Below are 19,616 nucleotides of genomic sequence, written 5' to 3'. Positions count from 1 at the left end.
CGGCAGCCGCGGGATCCCGAGACGGGATCAGACGTCGAAGACGGCGCCGCACTCCGCGCAGGCGATCACCGGGGTGTCCGCGGCGACGGTGACGATGTTCATCGCGCGGCATTCGGCGATCGGGCACTCGCCGTGCACCGTCACCTCGGCCGCGATCCCGTCCCGCGCCTCCGCGAGCGTGTGCTTCGCCCGACCGATCGCGTCCAGCACCGTGCCCTGCTCCCGCATGCTGCCTCCCGGCCTCCTGCACGACGCTAGATCGCGGAGACCCTGACCACCAGTGCCTCCCGCGTGTCAAGGGCTGGACTTCCGGATCTCACCGGGGGCGCCAGGAGCTGCGACGGCTCGTACGGGGCGGCGGCGCGACCGCGTACCGTCGGCACGGAGTCGTAGGAGGAGGGTCGATGCCGACGCTCGGGATCGCGCTGCCGCTCGTGCCCCTCCGCGTGGGCGACGTGGTCCAGCGGGCCGCGTGGGTGCCGCACGTGACGCTGGTGGGGAACCTGCGCCTGCCGCAGGGCGGGGAGGACGTCGCAGCGGAGCTGCTGCGCCGCGCGGTCGGTGCGGCCCCTCGTCTCGAGATGGTCGTCGGCGAGGAGGCGTGGTTCGGGTCGGACGGCTCCGTGCGGGTCGACCTGGTCGAGGCGCCCGCGGTGGTCTCGCTGCACCGCCGGCTCCTGGCCTCCCTCGCCGGGGTCGACGGCTTCGCGCTGGTCGAGCCGGCGCACGCGGGCGACGGGTACCGCCCGCACCGGACCGTGGTGGCCGGGCCTCGACCCGCGCGCGGCGACCTGCTCGAGGCGTCCACGGCGGTGCTGGTCGAGCTCGACCCGGCCGGGCGCCCGGGCACGGCGGTGGTCCTCGCGGTCGCCGAGGTCGGAGCCGCGCCCTCGGCGACGGAGTTCGACGCGGCCGCGGTGCACGGCGTGCTCGGGGCGCTCGCCGCAGCGGACGTGCGTGCCTGGGTCGTCGGCGGCTGGGGCGTCGACGCGCTCGCCGGGCGGACGACCCGGGCGCATCACGACCTGGACCTCCTCGTCGACGCCGACCGCGTGGAAGCGGCGATCGCCGCGATGGCGCCGCTCGGCTTCGCCGTCCGCTCGGTGTGGTCCGAGAACCGGTGGACGTCCGTCCACGGCCGGCTGGTGCCCTCCGCGTTCATCGCGGCGGACGCGGACGGGCGGGAGGTGGACGTGCACACGGTGCGGATCCTCGACGACCGCGTGCTGCCGGTGTCGGCCTCCTCCGTGGACCTTCCCGCGGGCACGCTGGAGGCGACCGGCTCGATCGGCGGCCGTCCGGTGCGCTGCGCCACCGCGGCCGCGCAGCTGGTGATGCACACCGGCTACCCGCTGCCGGAGCGGCAGGTCGCCGACGTGGCGCTCCTCCGGCGGCTGCTCGAGCGCTGACCGTCCCGCTCCCGCCCGGTCCGCGAGCACATGAGCAGGAAGAATCCGCTTCGGCAGGAAGAACCGGCCGAGTTCTTCCTGCCGAAGAGGATTCTTCCTGCCGACGTGCTCGGTTCTTCCTGCCGACGTGCTCCGGCGGCGGCTACAGCTTCAGGGCGTCCTTCAGGAGGGACACCAGGGCGTCGAGCTGGATGGAGGTCTCCCCCGTCACCTCGGTGTCGTCGCCGTCGAGCGCCCGGGCGGCGAGCGACGCCTTCGAGTCGACCAGCTCGGCGATGCGCGCGTCGATGGTGTGCGCGGCGATGATGCGCCACGCCGTGACCGGCTCGGACTGGCCGATCCGATGGGTGCGGTCGATCGCCTGCTGCTGCTCGGCGGCGGTCCAGGACAGCTCCGCGAGCACCACGTTGGACGCGACCTGCAGGTTGATGCCGACGCCGGCCGCGGACAGCGAGCAGACGATCGCCTTCGTCTTCCGGTCGTTGAGGAACGAGTCCACCGCCCGCTCCCGCGCCGCGGCGGTCTGGTCGCCGCGGATCGAGACGGAGCGGATGTCGCGGCGGGCGAACAGCGCCTCCGCCTGGTCCATCACGTCGATGTGCTTCGCGAAGAGCACGACCTTGCCGGTGGAGCGCGCGAGCTGCGTGGCGTAGTCCGCCGCGAGCGCCGCCTTCGCGGAGCCGATCTTGCGGATCATCGTGAAGATGTTCTCGCCGGTGGTGGCGCCGCGGGACTCCTCGAGCTCCTGCTGCGCGACCAGCCGCACCAGCTGCATCCGCTGCTCGTCGGTCTCCGGCTTGCGGCCGGCCGCGAGCGACCGGTAGCGCTGCACGAGCCGCTGCTGCAGCTCGCGCTCCGCCTTCTGGATCGACCGGCCCGCCTCGTCGTCGAGCTCGACGGGCAGGTCGACGACCCGCTTCGCGGGCAGGTCGGCGGCGACGTCGACCTTGCGGCGCCGCACGACGCCCATGTCGATGACGGCCTGCCGGGCCTCGGACAGGAAGCCGGGCTCCGCGGGCGACAGCCCGGTCTCCTCGAGGCGCGCCATCAGCTCCGGCCGCGGCTTCGTGTCGTCGATCCAGCCGAGGAACTGCCAGATCGCCTTGAAGTCCTCGGTGCTGTTGATGACCGGGGTGCCGGTCAGGGCGAGCAGGAGGGGGTCGCTGCGCCGGTCGCGCAGCGCGGCGGCGAGCGACAGCACCAGCTTCGACCGCTGCGAGGAGTGGTTCTTGATGAAGTGCGCCTCGTCGACGACCATGCCCTTGAACCCGAGCGTCTTCAGCCACCCGGAGTGCCGGTCGAGCACCTCGTAGTTCACGATCACGACGTCCGCGAAGGCGTCCAGGTCGGCGCCGTCGCCGTGGATGACCGTGGAGGTGCGGTTCGGGATCCACTTCTGGACCTCGCGCGCCCAGTTCATCTTCACGACGTTCGGCACGACCGCGAGCAGCGGGAACGCGTCGGCGACGGACGCGGCGATCAGGCTCTGCGCGGTCTTGCCGAGTCCGGGCTCGTCGGCGAGCAGGAACGTGCGGTGCCCGCGGCCGACCGCCTCGATGAAGGCCGCCTGGTGGTGCATCAGCTCGGAGCCGGGCGGGGCCCAGCGCTGGTTCGCCGGCGCCTCCGGCAGCTCCATGCTCGTGACCGAGCCGCCCTGCTCGAACGCCTTGAACAGCGGTCCGAGCAGCTCCCAGTTCGCGAGCCGCCTGGTCAGGTGCGGGCTGCGGCCGAGGTCGAAGTCCGGCGGCAGGAACGGGTTGGCCAGCTGGCGCGCCCGCACCGAGACCGGGGTGACCTGCCGCTCGGCGAACGGGTCGGCGACCGTCTGCACGGGCGCGGACTCCTCCTCCGGCACCTCGTAGCCGGCCTCCTGCAGCATCCGGCGGCGCAGCGTCCTGGCGCTCTCCGACTGCGCGTGGCCCGGCTCGAGCAGCGCGATCAGGGAGGTGTCGCGGGCCGCCGTCTTCGCGAGGATCGTGGCGACCCCGTCGAGGCGCTTGAGCGTCTCGGCGCGGGCCTCCTCGCCCAGGTCCTGGTCGGTCTTCGCCCGGGCCCGCTCCTCGCGGACCAGCAGCGCGATGACCTGGAACTTCGTGCGGCCGGAGGGGCCGACGGGCCCGCGCGAGGCCGCCGTCTCCACCTCCCGCACCGCCCGCGCGAGCACGGGGATCAGGCCGGTGTTGTCGAAGGCGCCCTTGCGGGGCGAGCGCGACCGGGTCGGGGTCGCCGTGGATCGAACCAAGTTGGGTCTCCAGAAAGATGCCACGTCCGCGCGGAACTGTGCCGCGACAGCGCCTGGTGGCGATGCCGCGAGCGCGGAACGATGTGGAACGGGTGCTGCCGGGGCGGACGCTCGCCGGACGATCGTCGTCGGTGGGCCGCGGCCTGCAGCCCGGACAGTGTACCGCGGATGCGGGTCAGGCTCCTCCGGGCCCCGTCGGCGCGCCGGGCGCCGCCGCCCGGCGCAGCGGGCCGCGGGCGCCGCCCTCGAGCACGCTGCCGTCGACGTCGAAGCGGCTGCCGCACACCGGGCAGTCCCAGCTCGACTCGAGGTCGTTCCAGACGACCACCCCGCCCGCGCGGGTGCAGGAGGCGCTGACGCTGCGCACGACGTCGCCGACGCGGCTCGTCGCGACCGGGCCGTCGTCCGTGCGGTGCACGACCCCCTGCCCCTCGCGCAGCAGGCCGACGTCCGCCGGCAGGAGGCGGCGGAACCCCGCGACCCGCGCGGAGGCGGCCCGCAGGTCGGCGGCGAGCCCCACGCCCTGGCTCCTCGGCCGGGTCGCCCGCCTGCCGATCGTGGTCGCCCACGCCGGGCGCGACAGCCCGAGCAGGTCACGGCTGATCCGGATCGCGGCAGCCGCGCCGTTCGTCAGCCCCCAGCCGTCGAACCCGGTCGCGAACGACACGACGCCGCCGCCTCGCGGCAGCGCGCCCACGAAGGCGATCGGGTTGGACGGCCGGTAGTCCTGCCCGCTCCACGCGTCCGTCCGCGCGAAGCCGGGCAGCATGCGCCGCACGTCGCTCTCGAGCACGTCGGCCCGCCGCGTCTCCGACCCGCCGGTGCCGACCGGGTGCGCCTGGCCGAACGCGACGAGGCGGCCGTCGACGCCGGACGCGATCGTGGTGCTGCCGTGCTGCCCGACGGCGGTGACGAGCGGCAGGTCGGCCTCCGGCGACGGCCCGGTGACCGCGACCATGCGGAACGCGGCCGTCTTGAACGCGTAGAGCCCGCGATCGAGGATCGGCGTGCCCGTCGCGAGCACCACCTCCCGCGCCGCGTGCTCCGCGGAGCCCGTCTCCACGACGCTGATGCCGCGCGGGCGCACGCGGATGTCGACGACGCGCTCCCGCTCGCGGATCTCGACGCCCGCCTCCCGCGCCGCGACCGCGATCGCGGCGAGCAGGTGGTGCGGATCGACCAGGATCTGGTCCGGGAGGCGCAGCGCGCCGTGGTGCGGGAACGGCAGCGGCGCGCGCTGCGACTTCTCCAGCCGCAGCCCGGCCCGGTGCGCGGCGAGGTGCTCGTCGTCCACCCGGCGCGCGCCGTCGGGGCGGGTGGCGACGAGGTAGGCGTCGCGGCGCTCGTGCGCCGTGCCGGTCGCCGCGAGCAGGTCCGAGATCAGGTCGAAGCCGTCGGCGTTCATCGCGCGGTAGGCGGCGGCGTTCCTGCGGGCGGTCTCGCCGGCGAGGCGTCGGTAGTTCGTGCCGTGCAGCTGGCTGACGACGCCGGCGGAGCGGCCGGACGACCCGCCGCCGATCGGCTCGGCGGTCACCAGGACGACGCGCCTGCCTCCGCGGGCGAGCAGCAGCGCGGTGGTCAGCCCGACGATCCCCGCGCCCACCACCACGTCGTCGACCACGTCGGAGGGCATGCGCCCGACGGTAGCGGGAGCGCCTGCGCTTCCGATGACCGGACCGGGAGGGCGCGGCGGCCCGCGCTCGACCCTCCTAGGCTCGCGGGATGCCGGATCAGCCGTTCCTCCTGTCCGACGAGGTCGCCGATGCCCTGGCGGCCGGGACGCCGGTCGTCGCCCTCGAGTCGACGATCATCAGCCACGGCCTCCCCCGCCCGCGGAACCTCGAGGCCGCCAGGGGCTTCGAGGCGCAGCTGCGGGACGCCGGCGTCGTGCCCGCGACGATCGCGGTGCTGGACGGCGTGCCGCGCGTCGGCCTCGACGCCCGCGGCGTCGAACGGATCGCCAACGAGGACATGGCGAAGGCGAGCATCCGCGATCTCGCCGTCCTCGCCGCGCGCGGCGCGAGCGCTGCGACGACGGTCGCCGCGACGACCCGTCTCGCCGCGCTCGCGGGCGTCCGCGTGTTCGCGACCGGCGGCCTCGGCGGGGTCCACCGCGGCGCCGCCACGACCTTCGACGAGTCCGCTGATCTCACCGCGCTCGCCCAGCACCCGGTCGCCGTCGTCACCGCCGGCGTGAAGAGCGTGCTCGACATCGGCGCGACGCTCGAGCGCCTCGAGACCCTGTCCGTGCCGGTCGTCGGCTACCGGACGACCGCGTTCCCCAGCTTCTGGCTCGCCGCCTCCGCGTTCGACCTCGACTGGCGGGTGGAGTCGCCGGAGGAGGTCGCGGCGATCCTCCGCGCGCAGGACGCGGCGCCCCAGGACGGCCGCCCCCGACCGGGCCTCGTCGTCGCGAACCCGGTGCCGCTGGACCTGCAGTGGGACCCCGTGGAGCACGACCGCGTGCTCGCCGAGGCGCTGCGCGCGGCGGCAGCCGCCAAGGTCAGGGGCAAGGCGGTCACCCCGTTCCTGCTCTCCTTCATCGTGACGGCATCGGACGGCGTCTCGCTCGAGGTCAACCTGGCGCTGGCGCGGAACAACGTCAGGGTCGCCGGAGAGATCGCCACGGCGTACGCGGCGCGATGACCGGGATCCTCGCGATCGGCGACGTCATCGACGACGTGATCGTGCGGCCCGCTGGTCCGATCGCGCCGGACACGGACACCCCCAGCGCGATCGAGCGCACCGCCGGAGGGTCGGCCGCGAACACCGCCTGCTGGCTCGGCGCGTCCGGCGCGAGCGCGACGCTGGTCGCCACGGTCGGCCGGGAGGACGTGCCGCGCCACGAGGCGCTGCTCGAGCGGCACGGGGTCGTGCCGCACCTGCGCGGCGTCGACCGGGCGACCGGCACGATCGTGGTGCTGTCGCAGGGCGGGTCGCGCGCGATGCTCACCGACCGCGGCGCGAACGCGGAGACCGCGCCGGACGACGTCGACGACGGGCTGCTCGCGGACCACGCGCTGCTGCACCTCACCGGGCACGTGCTCGGCGGGCCGGACCGCGACGAGGGGTGGCGGGCGCTGCTCGCCCGGGCGCGGCTGGCCGGGCTGTCCACCTCCGTCGCCCCCGGATCGGCGGCGTGGCTGCAGGATCTCGGTCCCGGCCGGTTCCGCCGGATCACCGCGGGCGCCGACCTGCTGCTCGCCGGGCTCGACGAGGCGCGGCTGCTCACCGGCCTCGACGACCCGCAGGCGGCGGCGCGCGCGCTGGCCGCCTCCCACGGCCTGGTCGTCGTGACGCTCGGCGGCGACGGGTCCCTGCTGGCGCGCGGCGACCGGGTGCTCCGCGTGCCGATCGTGACGACGGAGGTCGTCGACGTCACCGGCGCCGGGGACGCCTACGCGGCAGGGCTGCTCGGCGCGCTGCTGCAGGGCGCGAGCGACGCGGAGGCGGGCGCGGCGGCCGCCGCCCTGGCCGCGCGCGCCGTGGCTCGGGTCGGCGCCCGCCCCTGAACCTCTCGCGGATCCGGATGGATGAGCCGACACGCCGCTACCGGTGCTCCGGGCGCGGCGTGTCGAGAGGCCGGTCCGGATCCGCGAACGGGGACCGGATCGCCGACCCGCCCGACCGGTTCCCCGCAGGACCGTTCACCCGGACGACGATGCCTGTTCAGGCGTCATCCATTCGGGGGGACGCGCCACGTCGCCCCCCGCGAGTAACTTGTGGCGCCACGCGAGAAAGCGAGTACCGCATTGTCCAGCCGAGGCGCTGAAGGGTCCGATACCACCCGGACGTCGGAGCACGCGCGTCCAGACCACTTCCTGCTGCACCTGAGCGACACGCACCTCCTGATCCCCGGCGGCCGGCTCTACGACGCGATCGCGCCGGAGCGCAGCCTGCAGCGGATCTTCGCGGACCTCGAGGCCTCCGGCACCCGCCCCGAGGCCATCGTCTTCACGGGCGACCTCGCCGACCACGGCGACGCGGAGGCGTACCGCCTGCTGCGCTCGATCGTCGAGCCGGCCGCGGAGCGCCTCGGCGCCCAGGTGATCTGGTGCATGGGCAACCACGACGACCGTGCGACCTTCCGCCGCGAGCTGTTCGGCCAGACCGGCAACCGCCGCCCCGTCGACCGCGTCTACGACGTGAACGGCCTCCGGGTCATCACGATGGACACCTCCGTCCCCGGCCACCACCACGGCGAGCTGACCGGCGCGCAGCTGGACTGGCTGGCGGAGGAGCTCGCCTCCCCCGCGCCGCACGGCACGATCCTCGCCCTGCACCACCCGCCGCTGCCCTGCATCCAGGACCTGGCCGTGATGGTGGAGCTGCGCGACCAGGCCTCCCTGCGCGAGGTGCTCGAGGGCAGCGACGTGCGCTCGATCCTCGCCGGCCACGTCCACTTCTCCACCAGCGGCACGTTCGCGGGCATCCCCGTGTCGGTCGCCTCCGCCACCTGCTACACGCAGGACCTGACGGGCCAGGCCCGCGGGACCCGCCCGCAGGACGGGAACCAGTCGTACAACCTCGTGCACGTGTACGACTCGATGGTGCTGCACTCCGTCGTCCCGGTCGCCGCGGGCATCGCGATGTCGCAGACGTCCGCGGAGGAGAGCGCCGAGGTGCTCGCCGCCCACGGCGTCACCGTCCCCGACGCCGTGAACCCGCGCCTCCCGTCGCGGCGCTTCGACCGCGTCGACGAGGAGCTCGAGATCATGACGCGCCCGATCTCCATCATCCGCCCGTAGCGGCAGCCTCTCATCGAGCGGTCCGCGCACCGCTCGCGCCTCCGGAGCACGTCAGCAGGAGGACCGGCGCGCGTCGGCAGGAACGCCCGAGCACGACGGCAGGAAGAATCCGCTTCGGCAGGAAGAATCGGGCCCGCAATTCCTGCTGTCGGGAGTTCTTCCTGCTGATGGACTCCGGGATTCCTGCTCAAGCGCTCACGCGAGCGCGAGGAGCGGCGCGGGTCAGCCGGCCTGGGCCGGCTCGATCTCGGCGTCCTCGACGCGCTCCCACGGCGCCGGCAGCGGGAAGTAGTGCTCCAGGAACGCCGTGACCTTCTTCGCGCGCACGTCCGGCGGCACCTCCGGGAAGCTGCCGTCGTTCAGGCAGAAGAAGTCGAAGTCGCGCCGCCGCCCGAGCCGCTTCAGCAGCGCGAGCCCCTTGTGCGTGGTCGTGTCGACGTACAGCACGTTCGAGCCCGTGTTCTGCACCGCGCGGCCGGTGAGCAGGCCGTAGTAGTGGTACAGGCTGTTGGTGACGGAGATGTTGTCCTTCGCGCGGAACGGGCTCGCGGCGGTCGCGGCGAACTCGGCCGAGAAGACCTGCTCCATCTCCTCGATCACGGTGCGGGTGAGCGGCGTCGCCGCATGCTCGAGGTGGCGGGTGATGACGCGGCCGAAGCGCTCGCGCAGCAGCGCGCGGTTCACCCGCGCGGAGTTCTCGAACCCGCTGCGCGCCGGGTCGTTGTCGCCGAGGCCGATGCGGGTGTCCGCCTCGATGAACCGGCTGATCCCGCCGGGCGAGAAGAACACCTCCGGCCGCAGGGGGCGGCCGATGAACATGTCGTCGTTCGAGTAGATGAAGTGGTCCGACAGGCCGGGGATGTGGTGCAGCTGCGCCTCGACGGCCTGGGAGTTGTGGGTCGGCAGCACCGACGTGTCGAGGAAGAACTCCTCGCTGCGCACGACGCGCACCCGCGGGTGGTCCGCGAGCCACGCGGGCGCCTTCGAGTCGGTCGCGATGTAGATGGTGCGCACCCACGGCAGGTAGGTGTGCACCGAGCGGAGCGCGTACCGCAGCTCGTCGATCTGGCGGTACCGCGCCTCCGAGTCGTCGCCCTCGCCGACGACGTACGACGACATGCGGCGGGCGCGGGCGCGCTGCCACTCCTTGTCCGTGCCGTCGACCCACGAGAACACCATGTCGATCGGGAAGGTCACGTCGGACGCCAGGTCCGTGAACATGTCGCGGATCGTCGGCCAGGTGCGGCCGTAGCGCTCGGTCGTGTCGGGGTGCATGTCCTCGGTGACGAAGCGCCTGCGGGTCAGCGCGTTCGGCGCGGGCACGCGCACCTCCGCGCCCTGCCGCACCCAGAACTCGAAGCGCACGCCGTTCTGCGGCCCGGCATGCAGCGTGCCCGCCGCGTCGATGCGGGGCCGGTACAGGGACAGGAGGCGGTCGGTGCGCTCGGGCGCGACGTCGCCGTCCGCGACGAGCACGGTCTCGCCGCGCGGCGAGAGGTCGCGCTTCAGCGCGACCGAGAGGAACGGCTCGTCGGCGCACGCGGTGCCGAGCGCCCGGGTGACCGCGAGGCGCTCGGTCTCGTCCACGACCAGGATCGGCACGTGGGCGTCGTCGCGGACGAGCAGGTACTCGATGTCCGCGGCCTCGAGCGCCTCCGCCAGGAAGACCAGGTCGTCGATGCGCGCCTCGGCCGGCGTCTCGTGCCGCCCGGACAGGGCGAGCACGCCGCCCGCCTCCACGACGTCGACACGGGAGCGGATCCGCGACGCCGGACTCTGCAGGGGACGGAGCTTCGAGCGCACGGGCATGACGTGGTCCCCCCTCATGAGGTCGTGGAGCTTCGCTGACGGTCCTCCAGCCGCTGATCGGCGGCGTCGTCGCGGCGCGCCGGCATGGCCCGCCTCCGCTGACGATCGTACCGGTCCCGCGTTCCGGGAACGCCCAGCCGGTCCCCGGGGTGATGGGGCGGATCGTCAGGCGACGAGGGGACGCAGCAGGCCGGCCCAGGCGTCGTACCCGTGGTCGTTCAGGTGCAGGCGGTCGGTCGTGAACTCGCCGCGCAGCTCGCCGTCGTCCTCCGCGAAGGTCGGCCACAGGTCGAGGAAGTCGGCCTTCAGGGTCGGCGCGAACTGGCGCACGTGGATGTTGACGTCGCGGATCCAGTCGGCGCGCTCCCGCTCGCGGGGCAGCACCGAGCAGACGACGAGGCGGGTGTCCGGCAGCTCGTGGTGCAGCCGGAACAGGATGTCCTCGATGCCGCGGACGACCTGCTCCACGGTCGCGCGGCGGGACTCGTTCGTCCCGGCCATCAGCACGACGGTCGAGGGCGCCGAGGCGACCACGTCGTCCAGCCGCGCGGCGACGTCCTCGGTGGTGTCACCCGGCACGCCCGCGTTGACGACCTCCCGCTCGGGGAACGCCGACTCCCACGGGCCGGCCTCCGTGAGGCTGTCGCCGAGCAGGAGGAGCGGTCCCGAGGAGGCGGGGCCGGGGTGGACTGCGTGGGTCTCGCTCACCGGGCCAGGGTAGGGGGCGGGCCTGGGGGACAGAAGGTGCGCGCGTAGGCTCTCCCGCCGTGCAGAACCAGAACGACGTGTCGGTCGAGTCCATCGCCGCGCTGATCGACCACGCGATCCTGAAGCCGGAGCTGACGGACGCGCAGGTCGCCGCCGACCTCGACCTCGCCGCCCGGTGGAGCATCTTCAGCGTGTGCGTGCGCCCGTCGGACGTGGCCCGCTCGGTCGCGCACCTGACGGATACCCCGGTGCTGACCGGCACCGTGATCGGCTTCCCCCACGGCACGACCTCGACGGCGGCGAAGACCGCGGAGGGCCGCCGGGCGATCGACGACGGCGCGAGCGAGCTGGACATGGTCCTGCACGTCGGCCGGCTGCGCAGCGGCGACCTCGCCGCCGTGACCGACGACATCGCCGCGGTGGTCGGGATCGCCGGAGGGCACGTGGTGAAGGTGATCCTCGAGACCGCGTACCTGTCCGACGACGAGGTCGTCGCGGGCTCGAAGGCGGCGGAGGCCGCCGGGGCCTCGTTCGTGAAGACCTCCACCGGTTTCGCCGGCGGGGGCGCGACCCTCCACCACCTGCGGCTGATGCGGGAGGCGGTCTCCCCCGCGGTGCGCCTGAAGGCCTCCGGCGGCGTCCGGAGCCTCGACACCCTGCTCGAGATGCGGGCGATCGGCGTCGACCGGTTCGGCACCAGCGCGACCGACACGATCCTGACCGACGTGCAGCGCCTCGTCGCGACGGGCGCCGCATCCGGCGCGACGGACGCCTCCTCCTACTGACGTCAGCCGACGAGGTCGCGGACGTGCGACACGTCGACGGCCATCTGCGCGATCAGCGGGCCGACGCCCTCGTAGGCGACCTGCCCGCGGATCCGGTGCAGGAACTCGACGTCGACGACGTGGCCGTACAGGTCGAGCGTCTCGTCGAGCACGTACGCCTCGACCTGCTTCGGCGGCACGCCCTCGAACGTCGGGTTGCTGCCGACGGAGATCGCCGCGGGGTAGGACACGGGCGGATCCAGGGACCGGTCGACGAGCCGGCCCGCGTACACGCCGTCCGCCGGGATCATGCCGTCGGACTGCTGCGCGAGGTTCGCCGTCGGGTAGCCGAGCTCGCGGCCGCGGTGCGCGCCGTGCACGACCTCGCCGCGCACCGCGGGCGGCCTGCCGAGCAGGTCCGTCGCCTCCTCGATCGCGCCCGCGCCGAGCAGTTCGCGGATCCAGGTGGAGGAGACGCGGCGCGAGTGGATCGCGACCTGCTGCTGCACCTGCACGGTGAAGCCGCGCTCGGCGCCCATGCGGGTCAGCAGCGCGACGTCGCCGCGGCCGTGGCGCCCGAACCGGAAGTCGTCGCCGACCAGCAGGCGCCGCATGTCGAGCGGCCCGAGCAGCACGCGCTCGACGAACGCCTCCGCCTCGATCGACGCGAGCGCCTCGTCGAAGGCGAGCACGACCGTCGTGGCGACGCCGACGGACTCGAGCAGCTCGAGCTTCTGGTCGAGGCCGACGAGCGGCGGCGGGCACCGGTCGGGCCGCAGCAGCTCGAGGGGGTTGCGGTCGAAGGTCACGACGACCGGCTCGAGGTCGCCGCCGGCGAGCACCAGCAGGTCGTCGACGACGACCCGGTGCCCGGCGTGGAGGCCGTCGAACTTGCCGATCGTGACCGCGGACGGGCCGAATCCCTCCGGCACCGCGTCGATGCCCGCGAAGATCCGCACGGTCAGGGCCTCCGTGCGAACACGGCCCGCTGGCTGCGAAGGAACAGCAGGCCCAGGATCGGCAGCGCGAGCGGGATCAGGAGGTAGCCGAGGCCGAAGCCCCACCACACCGTGTACATGAACGGGAACACGTCGGGCAGCAGCAGCGACAGCGCGCCGACGACGACGACGCCGACCAGCTCGAACGTGATCGCGGCGAACGCGACGCGGTAGGCGGTGCGCCCGGTCCGGATCAGGCCGACCGTGGCGACCAGGTAGATCACCCCGGCGACGAAGGAGAGCACGATCGCGAGCGGCGCCGTGCCGAACGCGGTGATCAGCTGGTAGACGGAGCGGAACAGCGCCGCGATCGTCATGATGAAGTAGAAGACGATCAGGGTGCGGCCGGGCCCGGACGTCCTGGGCCGAGCGGCGGTCGTGTCGGTCATCTCGCGACGATCCTCCCACTGCGGCGCGGACCGCTCGTGCGCGCGGTCAGGCGCCCTGGACGGTCCAGATGATCTGCATCCGCACGAACATCACGCCGACCGCGAAGCAGGCGACGCCGACGACGACCACGGCCCAGCGGGTGCGCTCGGTCAGGGCCCAGAAGATCGCGGCGGGCGGGATGATCAGCGCCGCGACGAGGTACGCCCACCACTCGACCGGGTTCCCGGTCGGCGGGTTGCCCGCGAACGGCGCGACGATGCCGATGACCGCCTGGGCGACCAGCAGCACCTCCAGCAGGGCCGGTCCGGCGAGCACGAGGTCGGACGGCTTCCTGCCGGCCAGCCCGAGCCCGACGGCGAGCAGCGCCGCGATCGCCGCCACGGCCGCCGCGACGGCGGTGAACCCGGCGATCACGCGTCGGCCGTCCGCAGGTTCATCAGCACCCGCGTGCGGCCTGCGGAGACCTCGACGAGCCCGACGAGGTCGCCTCCCGCATCCGTCGCCGCGACGACCGGGGCGTCGGGCAGGTCGGTCGGCAGGCGCTTGCCCTGCCGCAGCGCGAGCGCTCCCTCGTCGTCGAGCCGCAGCGTCGGGAACAGCGCGCCCATGGCCGCTGCGGGCGTCAGCAGCGCGAGCGGCGCCTCCAGCGGCACCGCGTCCGCGACGTCGAACGGGCCGACCCGAGTGCGGCGCAGCGCGGTGAGGTGCCCGCCGACGCCGAGCGCCGCGCCGAGGTCCCGGGCCAGCGCGCGGACGTAGGTGCCGGAGGAGCAGTCGACGACGACGTCGAGCTCGTCGTTCCGGACCTGCAGCACCTCGAAGCGCCCGATCGTCACCCGGCGGGCCGGCAGGTCGACCGCCTCCCCCGCCCGCACCAGCTCGTGCGCGCGGCGGCCGGCGACGTGCACCGCGCTGACGGAGGACGGCACCTGATCGATCGCGCCGGTGAGCGCGGCGACCGCCTCCGGGATCCGCGCGCGCACGGCGTCGTCGACCGCGCCCGGCTCGCCGACGGGCGCCCCGTCGGCGTCGTCGGTCGTGGTCGCGGTGCCGAGCCGGATCGTCGCCGTATAGGTCTTGTCGAGGCCGACCAGGTAGGTGAGCAGCCGCGTCGCGCCGTCGATGCCCAGGATCATCAGGCCCGTCGCGGCCGGGTCGAGGGTGCCTGCGTGCCCGACGCGGCGGGTGCCGGCGATGCGGCGGGTGCGCTGCACGAGGTCGTGGGAGGTGGGGCCGAGCGGCTTGTCGAGCAGCAGCAGGCCGGCGGTCACGTCGTCCATGGTCCCATCCCGGCTCCCTACGATCGGGCCGTGCGGATCGGGATCATCGGGGCGGGCGCCCTCGGCGGCATGCTCGCGGTGCTGCTCGATCGCGCGGGGCACGACGTGGTCGCGACGGCGCGGGGCGAGCAGCTCGCCGCGATCCGGGCGGACGGCCTGCGACTCGAAGGGGCGTACGGCTCCGCGTCGGCCCGATTCACGGCGGCGGAGGCGCTGCCGGAGGCGCCCGACCTCGCGATCCTCGCGGTGAAGGCGCAGGACGCCCCCGCGGCGGCGGCGCAGAACGCCTCGGCGCTCGACGGGGTGCCGCTGGTGATCGTGCAGAACGGCGTCGCCGGCCCGCAGTCCCTGGCGGCGACGCTGCCGTCGACCCCGACGATCGGTGCAGCGTCGATGATCGCCGCCTCCTACCTGCGCCCCGGCACCGTCACCGTGACCGCGGCCGGCGTGACGGTGCTCGCGCCGGGCACCGCCTCCGCCGTGCAGGTGCGGGCGGCGGGCGACGTGCTCGGCGCGGTCGTCGAGGTGCGGATCGCGGACGACCTGGCCGGCCTGCAGTGGTCGAAGCTCGTCGTCAACCAGCTGAACGCGGCCCCCGCGGTGACCGGGCTGAGCCTGCAGGAGGCGATCGCCTCCGGTCCGCTGACGGCGGCGATCGCCGCGGCGATGCGGGAGACGATCCGGGTCGCGCACGCGGACGGGGTACGGCTCGCCGGGCTGCCCGCGCTGCCGCCCGCGCTCGTGCGGACGCTGGACCGCCTGCCGCTGCCGTTCGCGGCCGTCGCGCTGCGGCGCGGCGTCCTCGCTCGGATGGGCGACGTGCCGAACCCGGGCAGCACGCTGCAGAGCATCCGCCGGGGCCGGCCGACGGAGATCGACCACCTCTCCGGCGCGGTCGTCGCCACCGGCGCCCGCATGGGCGTGCCGACGCCCGTGAACCGCCGCATCGTCGAGGTGGTGCGGGAGGTCGCGGCGACGGGCCGGTTCCTCTCCCCCGACGACGCCGCCCGTCGCCTCCGGTCCTGAGCTTCGTTCTGGAGGTCCACCAGACCTGCAGAACGAAAGAGGAACGGATCAGCAGGCGTCCTCGAACCGCCTCCGCGGGTGCTCGGGGTCGTCGATGTCGAACGTCGCGTTCGCGAGCCTGCGCGCGTCGAGACGGCGGAACGCCAGGTCGACGAGCGCGGACCACGCGGCCTCGTCGAAGCCGGGGACGCGCGCGGCGTCGCGTTCCACCTCCTCCGCGCGCGACAGCTGCAGCCAGGCGCTCGTGTGCCACACCCCGGCCAGGGCGCCGAAGTGCAGCAACGGGCCGGAGACCACGAGGACCGCCCGCTCGGCCGACGCGCCGGCCAGGGCGCCCTTCCGGTAGGGGTCCAGCACCTCCGACCGGAAGGTCCGTTCGTCGAAGAACCGCTGCGGGTCCTTCGCCCGCGGCTCCGCGGCGAACCGACCCATCGGGATCGCGAGCGCCGCGACCCCCTCCGCCTCCACCGCGGCGGCGAGGTCGGTCGCGAACGCCTCCCGCCCGGACGGCGCGGAGCCGGCCGGGTCCTCGATGCCGTCGAGGCCGACGACGATCCGCCCCCGCGGGTGCACCTCGAGGATCTCGCGGGCGTACTCGCCGAGCACGTCGGCGCGGGCGGGCTGCCATCGGGCCATGGCCACGACGCTAGCCGCCTACGCTCGGCGGGTGGTCGGGACGCGGGTGCGCACGGCGCGGAACGCGGACGTGCCGGCGATCGAGGCGCTGGTCGCCGCGGCCTTCGCGCCGTTCGTCGCCCGCACCGGGATCCGCCCGGCCCCGCTCGCGACGGACTGGCCGACCGTGATCTCCGCGCTCGGCGCCTCCGTCGCGACCCTGGACGACCGGATCGTCGGCGTGCTGGTCGTCTGGCCCCACCCGGACCACGTGCTCGTCGACCTGCTGGCCGTCGGCCCCGCCGAGCAGGGCCGGGGGGTCGGCTCCGCCCTGCTCGACCGCGCGGAGGCGCTCGCGCGGGAGGCGGGGAAGGGCGCGCTCCGGCTGCACACGAACGCGGCCATGCGGGAGGCGCTGGCCTACTACCCACGTCGCGACTTCGTCGAGACGGGCCGCCGGACCGAGCAGGGCTTCGACCGGGTGCTCTTCGAGAAGCGGCTCGCATGACACCGGCGGATGCCCCGCTCGTCACGGCCTGGTTCCGCGACCACGCGCGGGACCTTCCGTGGCGCCGCCCCGGGTTCACCGCCTGGGGCACCCTGGTGTCCGAGTTCATGCTGCAGCAGACCCAGGTCGCGCGGGTCGTGCCGATCCTGGAGGCGTGGGTCGAGCGGTGGCCGACCCCGGCCGACCTCGCGGCCGCACCGGCTGCGGAGGTGCTGCGCGCCTGGGGCCGTCTCGGCTACCCGCGCCGGGCGCTCGCGCTGCACGCCTGCGCCACCGCGATCGCCGAGCGGCACGGGAACGTCGTGCCGGAGTCGGTGGAGGCGCTGCTCGCGCTGCCCGGGATCGGCGACTACACCGCGCGGGCGATCGCCGTGTTCGCGCACGGGCGGCGGCATCCCGTGGTGGACACGAACGTGCGGCGGGTCGTCGCACGGGCCGTGCAGGGCGTCGGCCGGCCTGGGCCGCCGAACGCGCGGCGGGACCTGCCGGCGATGGCGGCGCTGCTGCCCGAGGACCTCGGCGAGCAGCGGGCGTTCAACGCCGCGATGATGGAGATCGGCGCGATCGTCTGCACCTCGCGCTCACCGCGGTGCGACGAGTGCCCGCTCGAGGCCGTGTGCGCCTGGCGCGCGGCGGGCTGCCCGACCTCGGACGGACCGCCGGCGCGCAGGCAGGCGCGGTTCGAGGGCTCCGACCGGCAGCTGCGCGGCCGGGTGATGGCCGAGCTGCGGGCGAGCGACGTGCCGGTGACGGCGGCGGAGCTGGCGCAGGTGCTGCCGAATACCGAGGTGCGGGAGCGGGTCGTCGCCGGGCTGCTGCGCGACGGCCTCGCCTCCCGCACGCCGGACGGCCTGACCCTCCCTGCCTGAGCCCTGCGTTGTGAAGGCGATCCGGTCGACCGGATCGCCTTCGAGATGCGATCAGACCGTGCGGGAGGGCGGCGTGTATCGAGCGAACACGCCGGTGATCAGCAGGGCCGCCGCGGCGACGACGTGCCCGAGGCGGAAGGGCTGCCCGTCGAAGGAGAACGGAATCACCGGGTTCCAGAGCACCGCGACGACGACCGGCACCGGCAGCCACGCCCACTGGCGCGCCTGCCACACGAACACGGCCGTGATCAGGGCGAGGATGCTGACGCCGAAGCGGATGAACAGGTAGCCGTCCTGCCCGACGAGCAGCAGCCCGCCGAGCAGCACCAGCACGCCGACGACGGCGGGACCGAGCGCGCGCCGCTGCTTGCGGCTGCCGTACCGGTCCGGCAGCGCGGGCGCCTCGCCTCGCGCGGCCGCCCGGCGCTCCGCCCGGTTCCCGCTCACGCCTCGTCGACCTCGCGCGGCTTGACGTACGGGTCGGCGTCGCCGGCGTACTGCGCGCCGGCCGCGAGGGCGCGGGTCGCGCTGTCCTGCTCGCGCGCCTGCGCCAGCAGGTCGGCGACGTGCGCGGCGTTCTCCGGGATCGCGTCCGGGATGAACTCGAGCGTCGGCGTCAGCCGGGCGTGGATGTTGCGGCCCACCTCCGTGCGCAGCAGCCCGGTGGCCGCCTTCAGCGCGAGGTACGAGTCCTCGCGCTCCTGCTCCGTGCCGTACACGGTGAAGAACACGCTCGCGTGCTGCAGGTCGCCCGTCATGCGGACGTCCGTGATCGTCACGAACCCGAGGCGCGGGTCCCGGAGGCCCTTCTCGAGCCGCTTGGCGATGATCTCCTTGATGCTGTCGCCGAGCTTCGCGGCCCTGCCGTGGTCAGCCATGTGCTCCTCCTGCGGTCATCGCGGTTCCGGAGATCCGACGCGACACGCCGCCTCGGGAGGTCCCGCGGCGGCGTGTCGATCAGACCATCCGGATCCGCGAACGGAATCCGGATCCGCGACTAGGCGCGGACCTTCTCCTTGGTCTCCGTCGTCTCGATCTCGTCACCGATCTGGATGTCGTTGAAGCGACCCAGGCCGATGCCGCACTCGTAGTCCGTCCGGACCTCGGTGACGTCGTCCTTGAAGCGGCGCAGCGAGTCGATCTGGAGGTTGTCCCCCACCACGACGCCGTTGCGGATGACGCGGGCACGCGCGTTGCGCGTGATCGTGCCGCTGCGGACGATGACACCCGCGATGTTGCCGACCTTCGAGGAGCGGAAGATCTCGCGGATCTCCGCGAGACCCGACTGGACCTCCTCGTACTCCGGCTTGAGCATGCCCTTGAGGGACTGCTCGACGTCCTCCAGCGCGGCGTAGATCACCGAGTAGAAGCGCACGTCGATGCCCTCGCGCGCCGCGCGCTCGCGGGCCTTCGGGTCGGGGCGCACGTTGAACCCGATGATGATCGCGTCGTCGACCGTCGCCAGGTTGACGTCGGACTCCGTCACGGCGCCGACGCCGCGGTGGATGATGCGCAGCTGCACCGAGTCGTCGACCTCGATCTTCAGCAGCGACTCCTCCAGCGCCTCCACGGCACCGGACACGTCGCCCTTGATGATCAGGTTCAGCGAGTCGACCTTGCCGGCCTCGATCTGCCCCATGAAGTCCTCGAGCGAGATGCGCTTGCGGGCCTTCGCCAGCTGCGCGTTCCGCTCGGCGGCCTCCCGCTTCTCCGCGACCTGCCGCGCCGTGCGGTCCTCCTCGGTGACGAGGAAGGTGTCGCCGGCGCGCGGGACGGAGGAGAGGCCCTGGACCTGGACGGCGCGTGCCGGGTAGGCCTCGGCGATCGCCAGGCCGTTCTCATCAGTCATCGCCCGGACGCGGCCGTAGGCCGTGCCCGCCACGATCGAGTCGCCGACGCGCAGCGTCCCCGACTGGATGAGGACGGTCGCGACGGCGCCGCGGCCCTTGTCGAGCCGCGCCTCGATCGCGACGCCGCGGGCGTCGCGGTTCGGGTTCGAGCGCAGGTCGAGCCCGGCGTCGGCGGTCAGCAGGACCGCCTCCATCAGCTCGTCGATGCCGGTGCCGTTGCGGGCGGAGACGTCGACGAACAGCGTGTCGCCGCCGTACTCCTCGGCGACCAGGCCGAACTCGGTCAGCTGCTGCCGGATCTTGGCGGGGTTCGCATCGGGCTTGTCGACCTTGTTCACCGCGACGACGATCGGCACGCCGGCCGCCTGGGCGTGGTTCAGCGCCTCCACCGTCTGCGGCA

General features: G+C 74.1%; 21 protein-coding genes. 8 read left to right on the top strand and 13 right to left on the bottom strand.

The features are described 5' to 3' along the window. Window positions 1-27 precede the first annotated feature (27 nt). On the bottom strand, window positions 28-228 hold the full coding sequence (locus ACFE60_RS06885) for a hypothetical protein (RefSeq protein WP_375388109.1): 201 nt from the start codon (window positions 226-228) through the stop codon (window positions 28-30). 176 nt (window positions 229-404) lie between these two features. On the opposite strand from ACFE60_RS06885, the gene ACFE60_RS06880 reads away from it, so the two are divergent. Then, window positions 405-1,409, top strand: a complete 1,005-nt coding sequence (locus ACFE60_RS06880) for a nucleotidyltransferase domain-containing protein (RefSeq protein ID WP_375388108.1) — start codon at window positions 405-407, stop codon at window positions 1,407-1,409. A 142-nt stretch (window positions 1,410-1,551) separates the two neighbouring features. On the opposite strand, the gene ACFE60_RS06875 is transcribed toward ACFE60_RS06880, so the two are convergent. Continuing rightward, window positions 1,552-3,651 carry a DEAD/DEAH box helicase gene (locus ACFE60_RS06875; RefSeq protein WP_375388107.1) on the bottom strand — a complete coding sequence of 700 codons (2,100 nt, stop codon included), beginning with the start codon at window positions 3,649-3,651 and terminating at the stop codon, window positions 1,552-1,554. 175 nt (window positions 3,652-3,826) lie between these two features. Next, a complete protein-coding gene (locus tag ACFE60_RS06870; RefSeq protein ID WP_375388106.1) occupies window positions 3,827-5,284 on the bottom strand; it encodes an FAD-dependent oxidoreductase in 1,458 nt (485 codons plus the stop codon). 89 nt (window positions 5,285-5,373) lie between these two features. Here ACFE60_RS06870 and ACFE60_RS06865 point away from each other — a divergent pair, with 89 nt between their 5' ends. The 3 genes from ACFE60_RS06865 (at window position 5,374) to ACFE60_RS06855 (ending at window position 8,399) form a co-directional block, all read left to right on the top strand. Next, window positions 5,374-6,297, top strand: a complete 924-nt coding sequence (locus tag ACFE60_RS06865) for a pseudouridine-5'-phosphate glycosidase (protein ID WP_375388105.1) — start codon at window positions 5,374-5,376, stop codon at window positions 6,295-6,297. Next, window positions 6,294-7,163: a carbohydrate kinase family protein gene (locus ACFE60_RS06860; RefSeq protein ID WP_375388104.1), complete on the top strand. Its 870-nt coding sequence runs from the start codon at window positions 6,294-6,296 to the stop codon at window positions 7,161-7,163. The genes ACFE60_RS06865 and ACFE60_RS06860 overlap by 4 nt, the downstream gene beginning before the upstream one ends. 240 nt (window positions 7,164-7,403) lie before the next feature. After that, entirely contained in the window at window positions 7,404-8,399 is a 996-nt protein-coding gene (locus ACFE60_RS06855) for a phosphodiesterase (protein WP_375388103.1), read from the top strand. 222 nt (window positions 8,400-8,621) lie between these two features. Here the strand turns inward: ACFE60_RS06855 and ACFE60_RS06850 are convergent, their stop codons facing one another. Together ACFE60_RS06850 and ACFE60_RS06845 are read right to left on the bottom strand one after the other, a co-directional pair. Further along, window positions 8,622-10,208 carry a stealth family protein gene (locus tag ACFE60_RS06850; protein WP_375388102.1) on the bottom strand — a complete coding sequence of 529 codons (1,587 nt, stop codon included), beginning with the start codon at window positions 10,206-10,208 and terminating at the stop codon, window positions 8,622-8,624. Window positions 10,209-10,373: 165 nt separating this feature from the next. Then, on the bottom strand, window positions 10,374-10,916 hold the full coding sequence (locus ACFE60_RS06845) for a GDSL-type esterase/lipase family protein (RefSeq protein WP_375388101.1): 543 nt from the start codon (window positions 10,914-10,916) through the stop codon (window positions 10,374-10,376). Window positions 10,917-10,975: 59 nt separating this feature from the next. Between ACFE60_RS06845 and deoC the strand changes: the two genes are divergently transcribed. Then, window positions 10,976-11,701: a deoxyribose-phosphate aldolase gene (gene deoC / locus ACFE60_RS06840; protein ID WP_375388100.1), complete on the top strand. Its 726-nt coding sequence runs from the start codon at window positions 10,976-10,978 to the stop codon at window positions 11,699-11,701. 2 nt (window positions 11,702-11,703) lie between these two features. On the opposite strand, the gene ACFE60_RS06835 is transcribed toward deoC, so the two are convergent. From ACFE60_RS06835 to truB, 4 genes are read right to left on the bottom strand one after another with little or no spacing between them, the layout of a single operon-like run. After that, window positions 11,704-12,639, bottom strand: a complete 936-nt coding sequence (locus tag ACFE60_RS06835) for a bifunctional riboflavin kinase/FAD synthetase (RefSeq protein WP_375388099.1) — start codon at window positions 12,637-12,639, stop codon at window positions 11,704-11,706. Window positions 12,640-12,641: 2 nt separating this feature from the next. Beyond that, window positions 12,642-13,067 (bottom strand): hypothetical protein, encoded by a 426-nt coding sequence (locus tag ACFE60_RS06830; protein WP_375388098.1) that lies wholly within the window; start codon window positions 13,065-13,067, stop codon window positions 12,642-12,644. Window positions 13,068-13,113: 46 nt separating this feature from the next. After that, complete coding sequence (locus ACFE60_RS06825; RefSeq protein ID WP_375388097.1) at window positions 13,114-13,482, bottom strand: hypothetical protein; 369 nt, start codon at window positions 13,480-13,482, stop codon at window positions 13,114-13,116. After that, window positions 13,479-14,348: a tRNA pseudouridine(55) synthase TruB gene (gene truB / locus ACFE60_RS06820; RefSeq protein ID WP_375388096.1), complete on the bottom strand. Its 870-nt coding sequence runs from the start codon at window positions 14,346-14,348 to the stop codon at window positions 13,479-13,481. Before truB ends, ACFE60_RS06825 begins: the two co-directional genes overlap by 4 nt. Window positions 14,349-14,378: 30 nt before the next feature. On the opposite strand from truB, the gene ACFE60_RS06815 reads away from it, so the two are divergent. Beyond that, a complete protein-coding gene (locus ACFE60_RS06815; RefSeq protein ID WP_375388095.1) occupies window positions 14,379-15,374 on the top strand; it encodes a ketopantoate reductase family protein in 996 nt (331 codons plus the stop codon). 48 nt (window positions 15,375-15,422) lie between these two features. On the opposite strand, the gene ACFE60_RS06810 is transcribed toward ACFE60_RS06815, so the two are convergent. Then, on the bottom strand, window positions 15,423-16,010 hold the full coding sequence (locus ACFE60_RS06810) for a hypothetical protein (protein ID WP_375388094.1): 588 nt from the start codon (window positions 16,008-16,010) through the stop codon (window positions 15,423-15,425). Between ACFE60_RS06810 and ACFE60_RS06805 the strand changes: the two genes are divergently transcribed. Next, window positions 16,009-16,497 (top strand): GNAT family N-acetyltransferase, encoded by a 489-nt coding sequence (locus ACFE60_RS06805; protein WP_375388093.1) that lies wholly within the window; start codon window positions 16,009-16,011, stop codon window positions 16,495-16,497. The two genes, ACFE60_RS06810 and ACFE60_RS06805, sit on opposite strands and share 2 nt — an antisense overlap. Beyond that, window positions 16,494-17,366: an A/G-specific adenine glycosylase gene (locus tag ACFE60_RS06800; RefSeq protein WP_375388092.1), complete on the top strand. Its 873-nt coding sequence runs from the start codon at window positions 16,494-16,496 to the stop codon at window positions 17,364-17,366. Before ACFE60_RS06805 ends, ACFE60_RS06800 begins: the two co-directional genes overlap by 4 nt. A 51-nt stretch (window positions 17,367-17,417) precedes the next feature. Here the strand turns inward: ACFE60_RS06800 and ACFE60_RS06795 are convergent, their stop codons facing one another. From ACFE60_RS06795 to infB, 3 genes are all read right to left on the bottom strand, one after another. Further along, window positions 17,418-17,813 (bottom strand): DUF6804 family protein, encoded by a 396-nt coding sequence (locus tag ACFE60_RS06795; RefSeq protein WP_375388091.1) that lies wholly within the window; start codon window positions 17,811-17,813, stop codon window positions 17,418-17,420. Continuing rightward, window positions 17,810-18,244: a 30S ribosome-binding factor RbfA gene (gene rbfA, locus ACFE60_RS06790; protein ID WP_375388090.1), complete on the bottom strand. Its 435-nt coding sequence runs from the start codon at window positions 18,242-18,244 to the stop codon at window positions 17,810-17,812. The genes ACFE60_RS06795 and rbfA overlap by 4 nt, the downstream gene beginning before the upstream one ends. Window positions 18,245-18,363: 119 nt before the next feature. Beyond that, on the bottom strand, window positions 18,364-19,616 hold a 1,253-nt coding region (infB, locus tag ACFE60_RS06785), incomplete at its 5' end, for a translation initiation factor IF-2 (protein ID WP_375388089.1).

The organism is uncultured Amnibacterium sp. (genome assembly GCF_964245895.1).
GTDB lineage: Bacteria > Actinomycetota > Actinomycetes > Actinomycetales > Microbacteriaceae > Amnibacterium.
The sequence above is the reverse complement of the archived record's forward strand: the minus strand, read 5'-3'. Positions and strand labels throughout refer to the sequence as shown.

Coding starts and splice junctions, on each gene's coding strand:
- ACFE60_RS06800 (WP_375388092.1), top strand. CDS start 16,494: ATGACACCGGCGGATGCCCCGCTCGTCACGGCCTGGTTCCGCGACCAC.
- ACFE60_RS06850 (WP_375388102.1), bottom strand. CDS start 10,208: ATGCCCGTGCGCTCGAAGCTCCGTCCCCTGCAGAGTCCGGCGTCGCGG.
- rbfA (WP_375388090.1), bottom strand. CDS start 18,244: ATGGCTGACCACGGCAGGGCCGCGAAGCTCGGCGACAGCATCAAGGAG.
- ACFE60_RS06870 (WP_375388106.1), bottom strand. CDS start 5,284: ATGCCCTCCGACGTGGTCGACGACGTGGTGGTGGGCGCGGGGATCGTC.
- ACFE60_RS06830 (WP_375388098.1), bottom strand. CDS start 13,067: ATGACCGACACGACCGCCGCTCGGCCCAGGACGTCCGGGCCCGGCCGC.
- ACFE60_RS06885 (WP_375388109.1), bottom strand. CDS start 228: ATGCGGGAGCAGGGCACGGTGCTGGACGCGATCGGTCGGGCGAAGCAC.
- ACFE60_RS06880 (WP_375388108.1), top strand. CDS start 405: ATGCCGACGCTCGGGATCGCGCTGCCGCTCGTGCCCCTCCGCGTGGGC.
- truB (WP_375388096.1), bottom strand. CDS start 14,348: ATGGACGACGTGACCGCCGGCCTGCTGCTGCTCGACAAGCCGCTCGGC.
- ACFE60_RS06810 (WP_375388094.1), bottom strand. CDS start 16,010: ATGGCCCGATGGCAGCCCGCCCGCGCCGACGTGCTCGGCGAGTACGCC.
- ACFE60_RS06805 (WP_375388093.1), top strand. CDS start 16,009: ATGGCCACGACGCTAGCCGCCTACGCTCGGCGGGTGGTCGGGACGCGG.
- ACFE60_RS06860 (WP_375388104.1), top strand. CDS start 6,294: ATGACCGGGATCCTCGCGATCGGCGACGTCATCGACGACGTGATCGTG.
- ACFE60_RS06865 (WP_375388105.1), top strand. CDS start 5,374: ATGCCGGATCAGCCGTTCCTCCTGTCCGACGAGGTCGCCGATGCCCTG.